Source organism: Cognatundibacterium aquatile (genome assembly GCF_014699135.1).
GTDB classification, from domain to species: Bacteria; Pseudomonadota; Gammaproteobacteria; order Burkholderiales; family Burkholderiaceae_D; genus Undibacterium; species Undibacterium aquatile.
This window is the reverse complement of the sequence record NZ_JACOFT010000006.1, coordinates 16,283-34,840: the sequence shown is the minus strand read 5'-3', so window position 1 is coordinate 34,840 and position 18,558 is coordinate 16,283. Positions and strand designations below refer to the sequence as shown.

Annotated in this window: 18 protein-coding genes; 9 read left to right on the top strand and 9 right to left on the bottom strand. The window is 47.3% G+C overall.

Going from position 1 to position 18,558, the window contains the following annotated elements:
* Positions 1-17: 17 nt before the first annotated feature.
* From H8K26_RS15135 to trpS, 5 genes are all read right to left on the bottom strand, one after another.
* On the bottom strand, positions 18-830 hold the full coding sequence (locus tag H8K26_RS15135) for a helix-turn-helix domain-containing protein (protein ID WP_370587111.1): 813 nt from the start codon (positions 828-830) through the stop codon (positions 18-20).
* Between the two features lie 96 nt (positions 831-926).
* On the bottom strand, positions 927-1,331 hold the full coding sequence (locus H8K26_RS15130; RefSeq protein ID WP_186898108.1) for a response regulator: 405 nt from the start codon (positions 1,329-1,331) through the stop codon (positions 927-929).
* A 135-nt stretch (positions 1,332-1,466) separates the two neighbouring features.
* On the bottom strand, positions 1,467-2,108 hold the full coding sequence (locus tag H8K26_RS15125) for a response regulator (protein WP_186898107.1): 642 nt from the start codon (positions 2,106-2,108) through the stop codon (positions 1,467-1,469).
* Positions 2,109-2,214: 106 nt separating this feature from the next.
* Complete coding sequence (locus H8K26_RS15120; protein WP_186885847.1) at positions 2,215-2,670, bottom strand: universal stress protein; 456 nt, start codon at positions 2,668-2,670, stop codon at positions 2,215-2,217.
* Positions 2,671-2,842: 172 nt separating this feature from the next.
* A complete protein-coding gene (trpS, locus tag H8K26_RS15115) occupies positions 2,843-3,865 on the bottom strand; it encodes a tryptophan--tRNA ligase (RefSeq protein WP_190480681.1) in 1,023 nt (340 codons plus the stop codon).
* Between the two features lie 250 nt (positions 3,866-4,115).
* Here trpS and hemC point away from each other — a divergent pair, with 250 nt between their 5' ends.
* The 5 genes from hemC (at position 4,116) to ppa (ending at position 8,842) form a co-directional block, all read left to right on the top strand.
* The gene (gene hemC, locus H8K26_RS15110; protein WP_190480679.1) at positions 4,116-5,063 is read left to right on the top strand and encodes a hydroxymethylbilane synthase; all 948 of its coding nucleotides are present in this window, start codon (positions 4,116-4,118) and stop codon (positions 5,061-5,063) included.
* A gap of 22 nt (positions 5,064-5,085) precedes the next feature.
* On the top strand, positions 5,086-5,838 hold the full coding sequence (locus tag H8K26_RS15105) for a uroporphyrinogen-III synthase (protein WP_317889281.1): 753 nt from the start codon (positions 5,086-5,088) through the stop codon (positions 5,836-5,838).
* 2 nt (positions 5,839-5,840) lie between these two features.
* Positions 5,841-7,004 carry a uroporphyrinogen-III C-methyltransferase gene (locus tag H8K26_RS15100; protein WP_190480677.1) on the top strand — a complete coding sequence of 388 codons (1,164 nt, stop codon included), beginning with the start codon at positions 5,841-5,843 and terminating at the stop codon, positions 7,002-7,004.
* 3 nt (positions 7,005-7,007) lie between these two features.
* The gene (locus H8K26_RS15095) at positions 7,008-8,204 is read left to right on the top strand and encodes a heme biosynthesis protein HemY (protein WP_186898104.1); all 1,197 of its coding nucleotides are present in this window, start codon (positions 7,008-7,010) and stop codon (positions 8,202-8,204) included.
* A gap of 101 nt (positions 8,205-8,305) precedes the next feature.
* Complete coding sequence (ppa, locus tag H8K26_RS15090; protein ID WP_186885852.1) at positions 8,306-8,842, top strand: inorganic diphosphatase; 537 nt, start codon at positions 8,306-8,308, stop codon at positions 8,840-8,842.
* A 111-nt stretch (positions 8,843-8,953) separates the two neighbouring features.
* Here the strand turns inward: ppa and H8K26_RS15085 are convergent, their stop codons facing one another.
* On the bottom strand, positions 8,954-9,991 hold the full coding sequence (locus tag H8K26_RS15085; protein ID WP_186885853.1) for a serine/threonine protein kinase: 1,038 nt from the start codon (positions 9,989-9,991) through the stop codon (positions 8,954-8,956).
* Positions 9,992-10,015: 24 nt separating this feature from the next.
* Entirely contained in the window at positions 10,016-11,182 is a 1,167-nt protein-coding gene (locus H8K26_RS15080) for a GNAT family N-acetyltransferase (RefSeq protein WP_190480676.1), read from the bottom strand.
* A 27-nt stretch (positions 11,183-11,209) separates the two neighbouring features.
* Between H8K26_RS15080 and H8K26_RS15075 the strand changes: the two genes are divergently transcribed.
* The 3 genes from H8K26_RS15075 to H8K26_RS15065 are packed head-to-tail and all read left to right on the top strand — an operon-like array spanning position 11,210 to position 14,346.
* Positions 11,210-12,823, top strand: coding sequence for an NAD+ synthase (locus H8K26_RS15075; RefSeq protein WP_190480674.1), 1,614 nt, complete (start codon positions 11,210-11,212; stop codon positions 12,821-12,823).
* Positions 12,824-12,838: 15 nt separating this feature from the next.
* A complete protein-coding gene (locus H8K26_RS15070; protein ID WP_186885856.1) occupies positions 12,839-13,177 on the top strand; it encodes a P-II family nitrogen regulator in 339 nt (112 codons plus the stop codon).
* 29 nt (positions 13,178-13,206) lie between these two features.
* Entirely contained in the window at positions 13,207-14,346 is a 1,140-nt protein-coding gene (locus H8K26_RS15065; RefSeq protein ID WP_223827052.1) for an ABC transporter substrate-binding protein, read from the top strand.
* A gap of 20 nt (positions 14,347-14,366) precedes the next feature.
* Here the strand turns inward: H8K26_RS15065 and H8K26_RS15060 are convergent, their stop codons facing one another.
* A complete protein-coding gene (locus H8K26_RS15060) occupies positions 14,367-15,002 on the bottom strand; it encodes a Smr/MutS family protein (protein WP_186885858.1) in 636 nt (211 codons plus the stop codon).
* A gap of 14 nt (positions 15,003-15,016) precedes the next feature.
* Entirely contained in the window at positions 15,017-15,964 is a 948-nt protein-coding gene (gene trxB / locus H8K26_RS15055; RefSeq protein ID WP_190480671.1) for a thioredoxin-disulfide reductase, read from the bottom strand.
* Between the two features lie 245 nt (positions 15,965-16,209).
* Between trxB and H8K26_RS17975 the strand changes: the two genes are divergently transcribed.
* Entirely contained in the window at positions 16,210-18,555 is a 2,346-nt protein-coding gene (locus H8K26_RS17975; RefSeq protein WP_190480670.1) for a DNA translocase FtsK, read from the top strand.
* Positions 18,556-18,558: the final 3 nt, after the last annotated feature.

Genomic DNA, 18,558 nt, shown 5'->3' with positions numbered 1-18,558 from the left:
ATTCTAGCTTAAATATTTTATACGGCAACCGCTGTTTCACTTCCCCATTGCGGAAGTAGTTTTTTCCCAACCATTACAGATACTTTTTCACTGACTTTATTTCGGGTTTTTGCTGGCGGCAGACGACGCAGGGTTTTCAACGCAGTTGTATCAAGTAAGCATATTTCACGTTGATCGACGCTGATTAATCCCATTTCGTTAAATGCAGACAGCGTCCGGCTAACGGTTTCTAATGTCAAGCCAAGGTAGCTGCCGATTTCGTGGCGAGTCATACGCAGGTTGAATGATTTTCCAGAGTAACCTAACTGGCTGAAGCGTTCGCCCAGTGTGGTCAGAAAACGGGCAACTTTGGCTTCTGCGCTAAGTGCGCTAAGCATGCCTATCATTAATTGTTCACGAACCAGTTCGCGGCTCATGACGCTGAACATTGCATGTTCTAATTCAACATAGCTGCGCCCCAGATTTGCAAAAGCCTTGTAAGGCAAAATAATGATGTCGCAATCTGACAGAGCAACAGCTTCTGAGGCGTGTTGTTGATTATGGATGCCATCGATTCCAAGCAGATCACCCTTCATCGGAAAGCTCAGTACTTGTTCGTTACCGTATTCATCAATTAATACAGTTTTCAGGAATCCCGAGTTGACAACATACAGCGCTTCAAAATTCTGTCCTATCGTATGAATGCGCTGACCAGCTTTAAAGCGAACATGCTGAAATAAGGCTTCTTCATCCGTTGAGTTAAGAGGAGTAGGAATATTTAACAGATCACAGACCTGACTCAGGTCTGACCACAAATTGCCGTGGCAACGCCAACCTGCCTCGTTTGACATCACTGGAAGCATCGCTTTGTTTGCTGCAATATGTTGGCTGACTGGGCGGGATGATTGGGCAACTGTTGTCATGTGAGTCTCCTGGATAAACGAAAATTAATTAACTTGTTTCGACGCATCTGGACTTTCCCAGTCGTACAGAAAATTCTGTATCTGGTCGAAGTCAGTAGATTTGTCGAGAAAACCGTCTGCACCAGCGCGCATAGCGTGCACGCGATTGTCTTCAGTTGAGTGATTCGTGAGAATGACAATCTTGACCTCTGGTTTATTTTGCTTCACATCTTTCAAAAGTTGCAAGCCATTTTTATCACCTAATTGCAAGTCAAGAATCATTGCATCAGTGTCACTATTGATAACACTGTCGTAGGCAGTATCGATGTCGCCAGAAACACCGATAACGTGCATCCCTGGTATTTCTTCTATGAAACGAACGAGTCGATTTTGAATTAAAACCGAATCTTCAACGATAAATAAATTCATGGTGCGCGTGATGTAAGACATCGCTTGTTTGCTTGATGTCTATTATCACGGCTTCGCTTTTTGATTTAAATCAGGTAATGCTGATTTGAATTGTCAGATTTAAGGCTGATCTTATAGGAATATTCCTACAAGATAGTGACGGTGGGAAGTGCTTGGTCAGGCGTTAGGAATCAGAAGGTTATGGGCGACAGCGTACTGAACCAGGTCGGAAATGTTGCTCATATTCATTTTTTGCAAAATACGCATCTTATGTGTGCTGACTGTTTTTACACTGAGATGTAGCAGATCACCAATTTCTGTAATCGTTTTTCCCTTGACGATATGGCTGAAAACCTCAAATTCTCTATCAGAAAGGCTGGTATGCGGAAGGTTATCGTCGGCAGGCATCGCATTCATGGCTAACTGCTCTGCCACTTCTATGCTGATATAGGGGCGGCCCGACGCGACTTTGCGCAATGCTGTAACCAGTTGTGTGCCCGCACTTTCTTTTGTCAGATACCCTCTGGCGCCGGCTCTGATCGCACGCACAGCGTATTGCTCTTCTTCATGCATGGTGAGAATCAGGATGGGCAGCTTGGGGAATTCATCTTTGATCTGACGTATCAGGTCGACGCCGCTTCGCCCTGGCATGGACAGATCCATTAACAGGACATCAAACTGTGTGTTCCTCACTTTTTCCAAAGTGTCAAAACCGTCGATAGCTTCTGCAACCACACGTATGTCGTCGTTTCCATCAAGTATGCGCTTGAGTCCTTCACGCATGATAGTGTGGTCATCGGCAATAAGAATTCTAATCATTGATCAGTGGTGCAGTTAAATTTTGTGCAAGCTGAGTCGCAAGGCATGCACTATTGTACTGTACAACCCGATTAGTTGCTTATTGCCTATGTCCGTGGCTACCAGCTCAGTGTTTTTTGACTCTATGCACCAGAACTGGAATATCACACATGGATAAAACTTTGCTTGTCGTGCTACCCAAAAGTAATTGTCCGACCCCACTGCGTCCGTGGGATGCGATAAAGATCAGGTCGCAAGCATATTGCTGTGCTGTATGGACAATTTCCTTCGCAGGCGCATCACTAAACTTGACGACACTTTCAAACTCCAGACCTTCCTTGTGCGCAGCTACTCTGGCCGGCTCCAGATAAGATTCGCCAAAGGCACGCATCGCCGCCTGGTATTCTTCTTCAGTCGGGGTGTTTGGCGGAATGATGTCGATGTAAATAGGGTACTGATAATTCGCCGCTACAAAAATCCCAACTACCTTGGCATTTACTTTTTTTGCAAACTCAATACCCGCTTGAATGCTGGCATTGGCCAACTCAGACCCGTCGGTCGGCATAAGAATTTTGCTATACATCGTTCTTCCTTTCAGTAGTGGCAGATCGAACCTTCATGATGGATTATCTGAGGGATGTGCGTTTGATTAATAACAAGTTTTAAGGTGGTTAATCACACGTTGATACATCCTGCAGATGGTTCCCCTTCTGGACTGAATGAGAGGGGGAAATTAATGATGTACAGCATCTTTTTTAGAAATGTTTTAATCCTATCGCTGCTTTCACTTCATCGGTCGTTTTAGCTGCAATTTCCCGCGCTTTTTGGGTTCCCTCTTTGAGCATTTGCAGAACCTGACCGCGATCTTTGGCATATTCTTCGCGACGCTCACGAATTGGTGTAAGCAGATCCTGCAATATTCCTTCAAGACGTGCCTTGACTACGCTGTCACCCAAGCCGCCGCGTGTGTAGTGGTCTTTCATTGCTTGTAATCCGATTTTGTCTTCATCGAACGCATCCAGATAAATAAAGGCGACGTTATCTTCCAGGTGTCCAGGATCGCTGACGCGCAGATGCAATGGATCTGTATAGACATTGCGTACTGCCGCTTTTATCTCTGCGGGGCTGGCACCGAGGTTGATCGTGTTCCCGAGGGATTTACTCATTTTGGCTTTTCCATCGATACCCGGCAAACGACCGATCTCTGGCACCAATGCCTGACACTCAACCAGAATATCTTTCTTTGCCAGACGATTGAATCGGCGAACGATTTCGTTTGTCTGTTCAATCATAGGAATCTGGTCTTCGCCCACAGGTACCAGGCTCGCTTTGAATGCAGTAATGTCGGCGGCCTGACTGACAGGGTATGTCAGAAAGCCAGCAGGAATATCGCGCTCAAAATTACGCAGGATGATCTCTTGTTTGATCGTCGGATTGCGTTCCAGACGGGCAACAGAAACCAGATTCAGATAGTAGAACGTTAATTCTGTTAGTTCAGGAATTTGCGACTGAATAAAGATCGTGGATTTAGTGGGGTCAATGCCAACGGCAAGGTAATCCAGTGCAACCTCAAGTACGTTGTCATGAACTTTGGCCGGGTTGTCCATATTGTCCGTCAATGCCTGTGCATCGGCGAGCATGATGTACTGCTGATATTGATGTTGATATTTGACGCGGTTGCGCAGACTGCCGACAAAATGTCCCAGATGAAGAGGGCCAGTAGGGCGGTCGCCAGTCAGAATGGTGTGGTTTTTATTTTCAGTTGTACTTGCTTGCATAAAAATTCCGTTGTTTACGTGCGTAAAAAATGCCGCTCAATTTTGGCGGCATTTTGAATATGTGCGTCTAATCAAGGCGTTATGATGCCGTCACCGCCGATTATGTGTCAAGTTTGCCTGGATTGATCAAAAAGTCTGCAAATTTTCAATAGTTTAACCGACGAAATCATGATTTCTGAATGGTAAAATTCGGCACACTCGATTTACCAGATGACATCTGATTGCCTGAATATTTAGAAAGAAAATTATTTTGACTGCAGTTTCTCCCAAAAAATTGGTCATTGCTTCCAGAGAGAGCCGGTTGGCAATGTGGCAGGCTGAACATGTTCGTGACCGCCTGTTATCGTTATACCCGGATTGCCAGGTCGATATTCTTGGAATGACGACGCGCGGCGATCAGATTTTAGACCGTGCTTTATCTAAAGTCGGCGGGAAGGGTTTATTTGTTAAAGAGCTGGAAGTGGCGATGGCTGAAGGTCGTGCCGATCTGGCAGTACATTCCCTCAAAGATGTTCCTATGGAGTTACCCGAAGGCTTCACTTTGGCTGCGATTTTAGAGCGTGAAGATCCGCGCGATGCTTTTGTTTCCAACGATTATGATTCCCTTAGTAGCTTGCCCGATGGGGCTGTTGTCGGTACCAGCAGCCTGCGTCGTCAGGCCGTCATTTCCGCCCGTTTCCCGCATTTAGTGGTTCGCCCTTTGCGTGGCAATCTAGATACCCGTTTACGTAAGCTTGATGAGGGCGAATACGCTGCGATTATTCTTGCAGCGGCAGGATTAAAACGTCTCGAATTACCTCAGCGTATACGCGGATTTTTAGAGCCTGAGGCAAGCTTGCCTGCAGCTGGACAGGGCGCTATGGCGATAGAAGTGTCGGATTCGCGCCCTGATTTACTTGAGTTACTTGCCCCGTTGAATCATTTGGCAACTTCTCAGTCTGTTATTGCCGAGCGAACTGTGTCCAAGGTTTTTGGCGGGAGTTGTCAGATACCACTGGCGGCGTTCGCAACCGTAGCTGATCAAACAATGCACTTACGTGGAATGGTGGCAACCCCGGATGGACGGCGAGTGGCGAGTGCCGAGATTTTTGGTGATGCGTCTGAGCCAGGAACGCTGGGTTTACAACTGGCGCAGGCCTTGTCTGCCCAAGATGCTGAGGGCATCCTGGCTTTGTGTAAAGCACAGATTGTTGAGTAATTCTCTTATGTCGCGCAGGAATGTGATTGTCACGCGCCCATTGGCACAGGCTCAGGATTTTGCCGCTCAACTTCAGGCTTTATCGCGTCCGTGTCAATTATTTCCCTTGATCGAAATACATCACTTAGAGAATCAGACTGAGATTAGCGACAAAGTAACTAATCTCAGTAGTTATGGATTAGTTGTTTTTGTGAGTCCGAACGCGATTGATGCTTTTTTTTCGCATATCACGCAATGGCCGTTACAGGTTCCGATTGGTGTTGTCGGTGAGGGGAGTAGGCTTGCTTTGGCGCGCTATGGTCTTCATTCTGACAATGCGACGATCATCAGTCCCTCGAATAAACTGAAAACGGATTCTGAGACCTTGGCGGCCGAGATTGACTTTGCTGCACTGGCTGATAAGCAGGTATTGATCGTGCGAGGAACAACAGGCCGGGAATTTTTGGCCGATGCATTTCGTTCCCGTGGCATTCATGTGACGCAACTGGCTGCTTATCGGCGTTCTGCTCCCGAATTCAGTATTTCTGTGAAGAGGCAGTTAGAACAGTTGCTCCAGTCAGAGAATGACTGGGTGATTACCAGTTCTGAGGCATTGCGAACGCTCATTTTCTGGTGTGAACAATTAACCCTCGACGATGCCGTGGCAAAAATCCAACATCAACACATTATCGTTCCCCACGTCCGTATTGCCGAAACAGCGCAGGCAATGGGGTTTCATTCCATCACTTTAACCGCATCAGGCGACGAACAGCTACTTGTCGCGTTACAATCCTGAGTATGAATGAACAGCAAACTAACACAGGGGGTTCTTTGCCATCTCAAAGCCCTGATCAATCCGTGGTCGCTACTGCGGCCAATTCGCTTCCGGCTTCTTCGTCAGGCAGCTGGACTCATCCTGCCTTTCTGATTTCAGGCGTCTTAGCCGTATTGTTGGCTGCGCAATGGTGGTCTTCTCAAAATCAGATCAGTGCTCTGAAAGAGGAGGTTGCTCGACGTTTGCTGAGCGCTGACACGACAAGTAATGAAACGAAGTTGCTGGCCAAAAATGTGCAGGAAACGACAAAAGAAATTCAGGCCAAAGTTCTTTTGATTGAAAGCAAACAAATCGAATCTCAAAGCCAGCAACTGGCTTTGGAGCAGCTGTATCAGGATCTGTCAAAAAATCGTGATGAATGGGCATTGGCAGAAATTGAACAGGTATTGGCGACAGCCAGCCAGCAATTGCAGTTGGCAGGTAATGTTCAGGGTGCGTTGATTGCATTGCAGAACGCGGATGGACGCCTGGCTAAATCTGACAAGCCTCAGTTCATTACGATCAGAAGAGCAATCGCGAAAGACATTGATCGTCTGAAGTCTTTGCCGGCACTTGATTTACCTGGCATTGCGTTACGCCTCGACAGCGTCATTACACAGGTTGATCATATTCCTTTGTGGGCGGATGAGAAGTCAGTGGTTTCGCCAACGCCGCCAAAAGCACCATTGAGAATTATTCCAAAAACTCAGCGTGCATCGAAGCAGGATAAGCAGGATAAGAAAGTGGCCGAGGTTGAGGAAAGTACTTTCTCCATGCGTTTGCAGGACGCTTGGCAGAGTTTTTCCAGCGAGATGTGGGGCGAGGTTAAGCAACTGATTCGTGTCCGCAGTGTAGAAACGCCTGACGCTTTGTTGTTGACCCCGACGCAATCCTATTTTGCACGCGAAAATCTTAAATTGCGTCTGCTTAATGCAAGACTTGCCTTGCTGGCCAGAAATGAGAGTGTTTTCCGTAGTGACTTGGTGTCTGCGCAAGATGCGATTTCAAAGTATTTCGACACCAGGGCGAAACAGACTCAGAATGCGCAAGCCTTATTGCGTCAGGTTCAGGGCAGCAATCTGTCGATAGAAATGCCGAATTTGTCAGAAAGTTTAAATGCAGTACGCAACTACAAAGTGAAGCCTTAACGTATGCGAATTTTTATCCGGCTTCTGATTCTGTTTTCTCTTGCCGTTGGTCTGGCGATCGGTGCGCGTTTCAATCCAGGAAACGTCGTGTTGTTTTATCCGCCTTACAGAATCGATTTATCTTTAAATTTATTTCTCTTTTTGGTGGCAGTGCTGTTTCTGATTGTCTATGCGATTTTCGGAGCAATTGTCACCACACGCAAAATGCCTAAGAAAGTGGCAGCTTACCGCCAGCAGAAGCGTGAACGTGATGGCAATAAGGCTTTGCGTGAGTCGCTCAAGACCTTGTTTGAAGGACGTTTCGGATATGCTGAGAAAGCGGCGATCCGCGCAGCCGAACTACCAGATAATGCCGGGGTAGCTGCACTGATTGGTGCGCGTGCGGCGCATCACATGGGGCAATTTGAGCGCAGAGATCTGTGGTTGGCGGGAATTGAGGCTGACAACAACTATAAAGTCGCCAGACTTGTGAGTGCGACTGAGCTGCTGGTTGATCAGCATCAGTCAGATAAGGCGCTTGAGGCAGTTAAGGAGTTACATGCCAATGGTAGTCGCCATATCCAGGTGCTGCGTTGGGCATTGAAAGCAAATCAGCAGGCGCAGAAGTGGGGAGATGTGTTGAAACTGGTTCGTACTCTCGATAAGCATCATGCCCTGCATCCAGCGCTCTCGAAAAGGCTGAAGGAATTAGCCTACGAGGATTTGTTAAAGGGGCATGAGCATGATGCAGAGTCTTTGCGGCGCGTCTGGTTTGAAATCCCGGCAAACGACAGAAAATCCGCCTTTATCGCATATCAGGCTGCGAACGCTTTTAATGCCAGAGGTTTGTATGATGAGGCACGTTCTATCGTTGAGAAAGCACTGACAGAGGATTGGGATGAGCGCCTGTTGCGGGCTTATCGCGATGCAGCCGCTGCAGAGGGTTCGGCCGCATTGTTATCTCAGATTGAACATTGCGAAAAATGGTCCCTGAATCATCCGACTGATCCTGAACTGGCGTTAACGCTTGGCGTACTTTGTTTGCGTCAAAAATTATGGGGCAAGGCACAACGACACATGGAACAAGCTTTGTCTGACGCGGTTTCAGCCCGGACAGTGACAGAATCGAATCTGAAATTGGCACAATTGCACGAGGCGCTTGGGCAGGATGAAGAGGCTGCCTACCATTACCGGCAATGTGCCATAGCGACGACGCTGTAATTTGACTGGCTTATCTTTTGCGCCGCACAAATATAGCCATAAACCCGATATAATTTTGCACGGTAAATTGAATTTATTGATATCTATTAAGAAAGAGTGACATGAGCTTGAATAACGTACCAGCAGGTCGTGATCTGCCAAATGACTTTAACGTCGTCATTGAAATTCCAATGAATGCAGATCCTATCAAATACGAGGTTGATAAAGAAACTGGTGCCATTTTTGTTGATCGTTTCATGGGCACGGCAATGCACTACCCATGTAATTATGGTTATGTTCCGCAGACTATCGCAGGTGATGGTGATCCAGTTGACGTATTAGTCATCACACCATTTCCTTTGATTCCAGGTGTTGTTGTTCGCTGTCGCGCCATTGGTGTATTGCAAATGACGGACGAAGGTGGCGAAGATGCAAAGGTGTTGGCAGTTCCTGTCGATAAAATTTTGCCGATTTATACGCATTGGCAGAAACCAGAAGATATGAATGAGTTGCGCCTGAAACAGATTCAACATTTCTTTGAACACTACAAAGATCTTGAAAAAGGCAAATGGGTGAAAGTTGAAGGTTGGGGTGGCCCGGAAGAGGCAAAAAAAGAGATTCTTGATGGCGTTGAAAATTTCAAAAAGCTTCAGAAATAAGTAAGAATAAGTAAGTTTCCCTAAAAAACGCGGCTATTGTGGCCGCGTTTTTTATTCAGAATCAATTAAGTCTTGTTTGTAATTGCTAGTAAAACCCACATGGACAAGACCTTAGCGAGGTAGGTTGACCATTACCGCAAACGCGATCGCAATCAGTATCGCTGCAAGACTAAGCCAGAGAAGAGTATTACTCTCAGTGCTGGTGTTGTTCTCTGCACCGTCCGGACTGATTTTTCCTCTCTTGCGTTTCAGTCTTTTATCCCGATCCAGTACTTTTTGTAAATCATCAGCCATCTCGCGTGCAGTCTGGTAGCGATCGCTCAGCTCTTTTTGCATTGCTTTCATTACGATTCTTGAGAGCGATTCAGGTATCGCGGGATTGATTTCTGATGGTGCCTTCGGTGTTTTATATGCGATCTGATTCAGTAGTTTGTCTATATCGTTACTTTGAAATGGTTTCTGCAAAGTCAGCATTTCATACATGACCGCGCCGAGCGAATAAATATCCGTCTGCGCATTCACCTGTTTTCCCATGGCCTGTTCCGGAGACATGTAGTTAGGTGTACCGAGAATATTATTATTGAACAGCGTTACATTAGCTGGTTGGTTTTCATCCAGCAGGCGATTCGGTGCGCGGGCGATACCAAAGTCGACTACTTTGGGTTGATTATTCGTCAGAATAAAAATATTACCAGGTTTAATATCTCTGTGAATAACTGCTTTCTCGTGGGCATAGGCAAGCGCGTCCGCAATTCTTTGAATGATATCTGTGGTTTCTATGGAATCGAAAGTGCGTCCCGCGGCCAGCATCATTTTCAAGTCTTGTCCACCGAGGAATTCCATCGCGATAAATGTCGTACCTCCTTCGCTGGAAGCATCGAAGATCGTCACAATATTCGGATGAGAAAGTCTGCCGGCCGCCCGTGCTTCGTTGATGAACTGCTGTTCACGTTGCTTTTTGTCTGCGGCATTCCCGCTTGCATTGAGTATTTTGATGGCAACATCCCGGTCAATGACAGGATCATGACCCCGAAAGACGGTGCCATTCGATCCTGTGCCTAGCTTTTCAGTCAGGTAAAAGCGACCTGCGCGTTTGTGCATATTCATTGCGTTACTCGGATTATCGGATGTTGTTTTGTTTTTTTGCATGTCAGCAGGATGCCTTGATGCATCTTAAATTTCAAGTGGTTGTTTATACGGATTATGCTCATTCAAATCGTCCAGATACAGTTCTATGCCGTTTGTTTCTCTTTGTAGAAAATTGGCGACAGCATTACTGAACTCTGGGTGCGTTAAGAAATGTGCCGAGGCAGTCTTTTGCGGTAGAAATCCTCTGGCCATCTTGTGTTCCCCTTGGGCTCCGCCTTCAAAGGTCCGGATACCGTTTTTAATGCAAAATTCTATCGCCTGATAATAAGCTGTCTCGAAATGCAGGCAGGGATAATGCTCAACACAACCCCAATAACGACCGTACACCTTGCTTTGATTGAATATCAACAGCGAAGCCGCAATTTTCTTTCCATCTTTAATCGCAAAAATAAGATGGACGTGCTGCGGCATTGTGTTGCCAATTTGTGTGAAAAACTCAAGATTCAGGTAAGGTTTTGAGTGATGATTTTCATACGTTGCATCGTAACAGCGCTTGAAAAAAAGCCAGTCTTCCTCGTTCGCATCCAAACCTTGAATATGCGAGAAAACAATGCCTAGTTCCTGTACTTTTTTTCGCTCGGCACGGATATTTTTGCGTTTTTTCTTACTGAGCGTATTCAGAAAACTCTCGAAGTCAGAGTGCTGATCATTTTGCCAATGAAATTGTACCCCCGCTCTGATCAAAAAACCTGCATTTTTCAGCTGTGTTATTTGATTTTCATCAGGAAACAGAATGTGACACGAGGAAAAGTCTCCTGATAGCGTGAGGTTTTTCAGATTTTCCAGCAATAAGTTTCTGACCGTATTATCACTCGCAATAATTCTGCTGCCTGTAACGGGAGTGAATGGTATCGCGGACAGTAGCTTGGGGTAGTACTGCAACCCATGCTGTTGATATGCCTGTGCCCAGGACCAGTCAAACACGTACTCACCGTAAGAATGTGTTTTCTGATAAAGCGGGCAAGCGCCAACCAAGGTTTTATCTTGCCATATCGTTAAATAATATGGATGCCAGCCAGTTTTTGCCGAGGCCGATCCGGATGAGTGTAAGGCGTGCAAAAAAGCATACGAAAGAAAGGGATTGGCGGACGGATCGGATTTCAGCAAACTGTCCCATTGTTCTTGTCCAATATCAGAGAGAGAACTTGCGAAGCCCATGCGATAATACTGGTCGATAGAAACTAATTCCATTTTTTGATTTTTTCAAATTGCACGATTATGACGATTAAAGTTGCCATTGCTCAGATGAATAGTACGGTCGGTGATCTGGCCGGAAATGCCGCGAAAATAGTAAATTATGTCCGCCAGGCAGCTGAGCAGGGAGCAGATATTGTTGTAACACCTGAGCTGTCTTTGGTTGGTTATCCTCCGGAGGATTTACTGTTAAGAACCGGGTTTTATCTGCAAACACAGCAGGTGTTATCTGATCTGACTGCGCAGCTTGCTGCATTCAAAGATATTTATGTGTTGGTCGGGCATCCTGAGGCCATAGATGGACGTCATTTTAATGCGGTTTCCGTTTTGCTCAACGGCAGCGTCATTGTTCGCTACTTTAAGCGCAATCTGCCGAATGACATGGTATTCGATGAAGTCAGATATTTTTCTGCTGGTTCTGAGGCTTGTGTGTTCGACGTGAAGGGCGTGCGCTTTGGTATCAATATTTGTGAAGATACCTGGTTTAAAGATGCGCCTCTGGCCGCGAGGAGTGCTGGGGCGCAGGTATTGTTGGTGCCAAATGGCTCACCATTTCACATGGATAAGCAGCAGCAGCGTCTTGATGTGATGCGCGCGAATGTCAGCACTACAGGCATGTCGCTTGTGTATGCCAATTTACTTGGCGGTCAGGATGAACTGATTTTTGATGGAAATTCCTTTGTTTTAAATTCGCAAGGGGAACTCGTTGCTCAGTTGGCACACTGCGAAACGGCTTTGCAAGTCATAGAATTTGACGGTGGGCAACCCGTGTCTCAGCCCTTGCCTGAATTAGGTACAACAGAATCTCAGGTTTATCATGCACTGGTACTTGGCGTGCGTGATTATGTGACTAAAAATGGCTTTCCCGGCGTCTTACTGGGATTGTCTGGCGGCGTTGATTCTGCGTTAACTCTGGCGATCGCGGTTGATGCATTGGGTGCAGAAAAAGTCAGGGCAATCATGATGCCTTCACCTTATACCGCAGATATCTCTCTGTTAGACTCGCGCGATATGGTGGAGCGCCTTGCTGTGCGTTACGATGAGATTTCAATCGGCGCTTGTTTTGATGCATTCAGAACCACCCTGAACGCAGAGTTTGCCGGCTTAAAAGAAGATACGACAGAAGAAAATATTCAAGCGCGGATTCGCGGCACGATACTGATGGCCTTATCCAATAAGTATGGTTCTATCGTGCTGACGACCGGCAATAAGAGTGAAATGGCTGTTGGTTATTGCACCTTATATGGTGATATGGCTGGTGGCTTTGCCGTGATCAAGGATATTCCTAAAACACTGGTATACCGTTTGTGTGCGTACAGAAACAGTATTGCCGAAATTATTCCAGAGCGCATTCTGACGCGACCACCTTCTGCCGAACTGCGTCCGGATCAAACCGATCAGGATTCTTTGCCGCCCTATGAAATACTCGATGGCATCATGCAGTTGTATATGGAACAAAATAAATCCCGTGCCGATATTATTGCAGCAGGATATCGCGAAGAGGATGTTGAACGAATTACGCGTTTGATTAAAATTAATGAATACAAACGTCGTCAGGCGCCAATAGGTGTGCGGATTACTCACCGTGCTTTTGGTCGTGACTGGCGCTACCCGATCACCTCAAAATTCAGAGACTAAAAAAGGAAATTTATTATGAAACAAATCACAGCAGTCATTAAACCATTTAAGTTGGATGAAGTCCGCGAAGCATTGGCTGATGTTGGCGTAACGGGCTTGACCGTGACCGAAGTAAAAGGCTTTGGCCGCCAAAAGGGACATACTGAACTGTATCGCGGTGCCGAATATGTTGTGGATTTTTTGCCGAAAATTAAAGTAGAAGTTGTTGTGGACGACAACATTTGCGATAACGTTGTTGATGCCATTATTAAAGCGGCGCATACTGGAAAAATAGGCGATGGCAAAATTTTTGTGCAAAACGTTGAGCAGGTAATTCGCATCCGTACCGGTGAAACTGGTTCTGAAGCGGTCTGATTTATTACTTAAACTGAGTGCAAGCAACTATGATGGCATCCAAATTACTCACTGCAGTATTCGCAGCGCTGCTGGCCTTGCCAGCTATTGCGGAAAATGGCGTCAGTGAGCATAAAATTATTATTGGCCAATCTGCTGCTTTTTCGGGGCCTGCAGCGCAACTGGGCATACAGTTGCATGCAGGGGCGAAAGCCTATTTTGATCACGTGAATAGCACTGGCGGCGTCTTTGGCCGTAAGATCGAAGTCATTAAACGTGACGATAAATACGAGGCTGACATTGCTGCTGCCAATACGAAGGCACTGATAGAGACTGACGATGTATTTGCCTTGTTTGGTTATGTTGGCACTGCAACCAGCAACGCCGCAATGCCGATATTCACGCAAGCGAAAGTGCCATTCTTTGCACCTTATACTGGTGCTCAGTCTTTGCGGGAACCTTTCAATAAGTTGATCTTCAATGTTCGCGCCAGCTATTTTGACGAAACCGAACATCTGGTTGATCGTCTGGTAAATACCGGGCTTAAAAATATCGCTGTGTTCTATCAAAATGACGCGTACGGTAAAGCAGGATTAACGGGCGTAGAGCGTGCGCTGAAGAAAAAAAATCTTCCTATTGTTGATACCGCAACGGTAGAGAGAAATAGTCTTGATGTTGCCAAAGCAGTTGAAAAAATGATGGCAAAACGTCCCGACGTTATCATCCAGATCAGTGCCTATTCTTCTTCTGCAGCGTTAATTAAAGAGATGCGCCGATTGGGTTATACCGGCCAGTTTTATAACGTCTCTTTTGTCGGTAGTCAGGCTTTGTCGGATGCGTTGGGTAAAGATGGTTCCGGCGTCGTTGTGTCGCAAGTCGTGCCTTTCCCTTGGTCAGCGGCGAACGCAACTGTCGTCGGTGAATACACTAAAATCATGAATAAAGCCGGCATTAAAGACCTGAATTTTTCCAGTCTGGAAGGTTTTATTGCGGCGAAGGTATTTGTGGAAGGTTTGCGTCGTTCAGGCCAGAATCTGACCCGCGAAAAATTGATTTCCTCTTTAGAGTCGTTGAACACTAAGAGTTACGATGCGGGTGGTTTTGACATTAACTTTTCATCGTCGAATCACAATGGTTCAAAATTCGTTGATATGACCATGATTGGCAAAGACGGAAAATTCAAGAACTGATAAAAAAGGCCTGAGGAAACTCAGGCCTTTAATAATACGATCAGCGCACCTGATCCACCATCCGCTGCAGTCGCCTGACTAAATGCCAGCACCTCATCTTTCTGGATCAGCCAGTTTCTTACTTTGTGTTTCAGAACGGGTTCTTTATTGACAGAACCCAGACCTTTTCCATGAATGATCCGTACGCAACGGACTCCATTTCTACCGCATCGCCTCAGAAAATCACCCAGACTGTCTCTGGCCTGATCGCGGCGCAGACCATGCAAATCTAATTGCGCCTGGATCACCCAGTGCCCCTTGCGTAATTTTCTGACGACATCAACGCCGACTCCGGGACGGGTATAGCTCAGATTTTCATCTGTTTCCAGCAATGAATCCGCATCGAATTCATCAGAAAGCGATTCTTGTAATGCTGCTTTCTCATCGGCGATGTATTGAAATGGTATTGGTGCCGGGCGTACCGGAGTTGCCTGATGCTTGACTGCCACTTTCAATGGTTCAACCGAACCTATGCTGGAGCGGAAAATATTCGCTTCTGCTTTTGCTTTCTTTTCCTGCTCCAGACGTTCTGCTTCAGCGCGCTGTCTGGCTTCCTGTTGTGTTTTGAGTTGCTGACCCAGAGATTTCAGGTCAGCAAAATTTTTCAGCGACGACATCGATTCAGCCTGGATTATTCTTCCAGATAACGCTGTGCATCCAGTGCCGCCATACAGCCGGTACCTGCGCTGGTAATCGCCTGACGGTAAACATGATCCTGCACATCACCAGCTGCAAATACGCCGGGAACATTCGTTGCGGTTGCCATGCCTTCAGTACCGGTGCGGGTTTTGATGTAGCCGTTATGCATTTCCAGCTGACCTTCAAAAATGCCGGTATTCGGTTTGTGACCAATTGCGACAAATACACCATGGACAGGCACTTGTGTAATTACCCCATCCGCCGATTTGATATTTACGCCGGTGACACCAGAATCATCTCCAGTGACTTCATTCAGAGTGTGATTCCATTTGACTTCTACTTTGCCTTCGGCAACTTTTGCCATCAGGCGGTCGATCAGAATAGCTTCTGCGCGGAATTTGTCGCGACGGTGAATCACTGTGACTTTGCTGGCGATATTCGATAAATACAGTGCCTCTTCGACTGCTGTATTGCCGCCACCGACAACCGCAACTTCTTTGCCGCGATAAAAGAATCCATCGCAAGTGGCGCAGGCGGAGACACCTTTACCCATAAAGGCTTGTTCAGAAGGTAAACCCAGATATTGTGCTGAAGCACCTGTCGCGATAATCAGTGAATCACAGGTGTATTCACCCTGATCACCGATCAGACGGATAGGTTTTTCGTCCAACTTGGTTGTGTGGATGTAATCGAAAATAATTTCCGTGTTAAAACGTTCTGCATGTTGCAGAAAACGTTGCATCAGTTCCGGACCTTGCACACCCAGCGGATCTGCTGGCCAGTTTTCGACATCCGTTGTTGTCATGAGCTGCCCACCTTGTTCTACGCCAGTGATCAATACCGGATTAAGATTGGCGCGGGCGGCATAAATAGCGGCGGAATAACCCGCTGGACCTGAGCCGAGAATCAATACGCGAGCGTGTTTTTTAGATGTAGACATGAGCAGACCTGCATAAAAAGAGTTGAAGGGGAGGCCAGACGGGATAATCGATGCCTTATTTGCTTGCAGATGGTGTTGCCTTAGAAAAAAGCAAGCGATGGCGCTTTTTTGCATTTTCATCTGCAGATCAGCGCAAATTATAGTCTATCCTCTGGTGCTGCGTGAGGTGCCCGGTGTTTGGCGAGCGGGCTCTAACATGCTATCTTGTCAGTCTTTGGTTGTCTGGATGAACATTTTCCTGATTTATGACTACAAGTAACAGCGAAGCCTACACCCGTAGCAGTAAAAGCCCGGCGCCCCCGCCATTGCCAAATAAAATGGTGGTGTTGCTGATGGAGGCACGCTGGCTCATTTTCGCTGCATTAAGCGTTTGCCTGATATTGATACTGGCGACGTATTCCAAGGCAGATCCGGGCTGGTCACAGTCCAGCGTTGTACCGAAAATCCATAATCTGGGCGGAAAGTTCGGCGCATGGCTGGCAGATGTGGTGCTGTATGTATTCGGTTTCTCTGCCTGGTGGTGGAGCGTCGTTTGCTTGCGTCAGGTCGTGAAATCTTATCGGCGTCTGGCCGATCGGCTATCGATGCAAGTCGAAACGAAAACCGGCGAAGAAGAGGGTTTGCCTTACCTGCTTGCGCGGATCACGGGATTTGCCTTACTGATTTGCGGCAGCATGGGGCTGGAGTTTTTGCGCATGCATACCCTGAGTCTGCCATTGCCATTGGCTCCCGGGGGCGTACTTGGCAATGTCATTGGTTCTGCCGCATACAGCGCTATGGGTTTTACTGGCGCAACATTGGTGTTACTGATGGCGATGGCATTGGGTATCAGCTTGTATTTTCAGGTGTCCTGGCTGACGATCGCAGAAAAAACCGGTGCGGCGATAGAAACCGTTTTTGTGTTCATACAAAATAAATACGCGGCGGCGGAAGACCGGCGTGTTGGTCAGACTGCCGCAGTCAAGCGCGAAGAAGTAGTGGTGCAGGAACGCGCTAAGATTGTGGAAGCATCGCCGATACGCATAGAGCCTCAGGTGGTTGCCGTGCAGCGTTCTGAGCGCGTGGAAAAAGAGAAACAGGTGTCCTTATTCAATGAACTGCCAGACACGAATTTGCCACCGCTTTCTTTGCTCGATGATGCACCGCCCGTGCAAGAAACCGTCAGCGTGCAGACACTGGAATTCACCAGTCGTCTGATAGAGAAAAAACTCTCCGATTTCGGTGTCGATGCCAAGGTCGTTGCCGCTTATCCCGGGCCTGTCATTACCCGTTACGAAATTGAGCCAGCGACCGGCGTGAAAGGCAGTCAGATCGTCAATCTGGCGCGTGATCTGGCGCGCTCATTGTCGCTGACGTCGATACGTGTGGTAGAAACCATTCCCGGTAAAAATTACATGGGGCTGGAATTGCCGAATCCGAAACGGCAGATTGTCCGCCTGACAGAAATTCTCAGCTCCAAGATTTATCACGATAGCTCATCAAGCCTGACCGTAGCACTCGGTAAAGATATTGCGGGCAATCCGATTTGTGCCGATCTGGCGAAGATGCCGCATTTGCTGGTGGCCGGTACGACTGGCTCAGGTAAATCTGTCGGCATTAATGCGACGATATTGTCACTGCTGTACAAGTCTGATCCTAACGATGTGCGCATGATACTGATCGACCCTAAGATGCTGGAGATGTCAGTGTACGAAGGCATTCCGCATTTGCTGGCACCGGTGGTGACGGATATGCGTCAGGCCGGGCATGCTCTGAACTGGGCGGTTTCTGAAATGGAGCGCCGGTATAAACTGATGTCCAAGCTGGGCGTGCGTAATCTGGCTGGTTATAACGTCAAAATCGCAGAAGCGGCAAAGAAAGAGCAGCATATACCGAATCCATTCAGCCTCACGCCGGATGCGCCGGAGCCACTCGATAAATTGCCAACCATCGTCATCATCATTGATGAGTTAGCCGATCTGATGATGGTGGTGGGTAAAAAGGTGGAAGAGTTGATCGCCCGTATTGCACAAAAAGCGCGTGCGGCGGGCATACATTTGATTCTGGCAACGCAGCGACCATCGGTGGACGTAATTACCGGCCTGATCAAGGCGAATATTCCTACCCGTATCGCGTTTCAGGTCAGCAGTAAAATCGACTCGCGCACGATTCTCGATCAGATGGGTGCAGAAACCTTGCTCGGTATGGGCGATATGTTGTACATGCCGCCCGGAACCGGTTTGCCGGTACGGGTACACGGCGCGTTTGTGTCGGATGAAGAAGTGCATCGTGTGGTTGAGCATTTAAAAGCGCAGGGCGAGCCTAACTATATTGAAGGCATACTCGAAGGCGGCACTTTGGAAGAGGGCGGTGAGAGCGGCGCTGCGGGCGAGATTGCCGGTGGTGGCGAGGCCGATGCCTTGTACGATCAGGCTGTAGCGATCGTATTGAAAAACCGTCGCGCTTCGATTTCGCTGGTACAGAGGCATTTGCGCATTGGTTACAATCGCGCTGCCCGCTTGCTGGAACAAATGGAACAAAGCGGGGTCGTATCAACGATGCAGTCGAACGGTAACCGTGAAATTCTGGTCCCGGTCGGAAATGCTGAGTAGTCA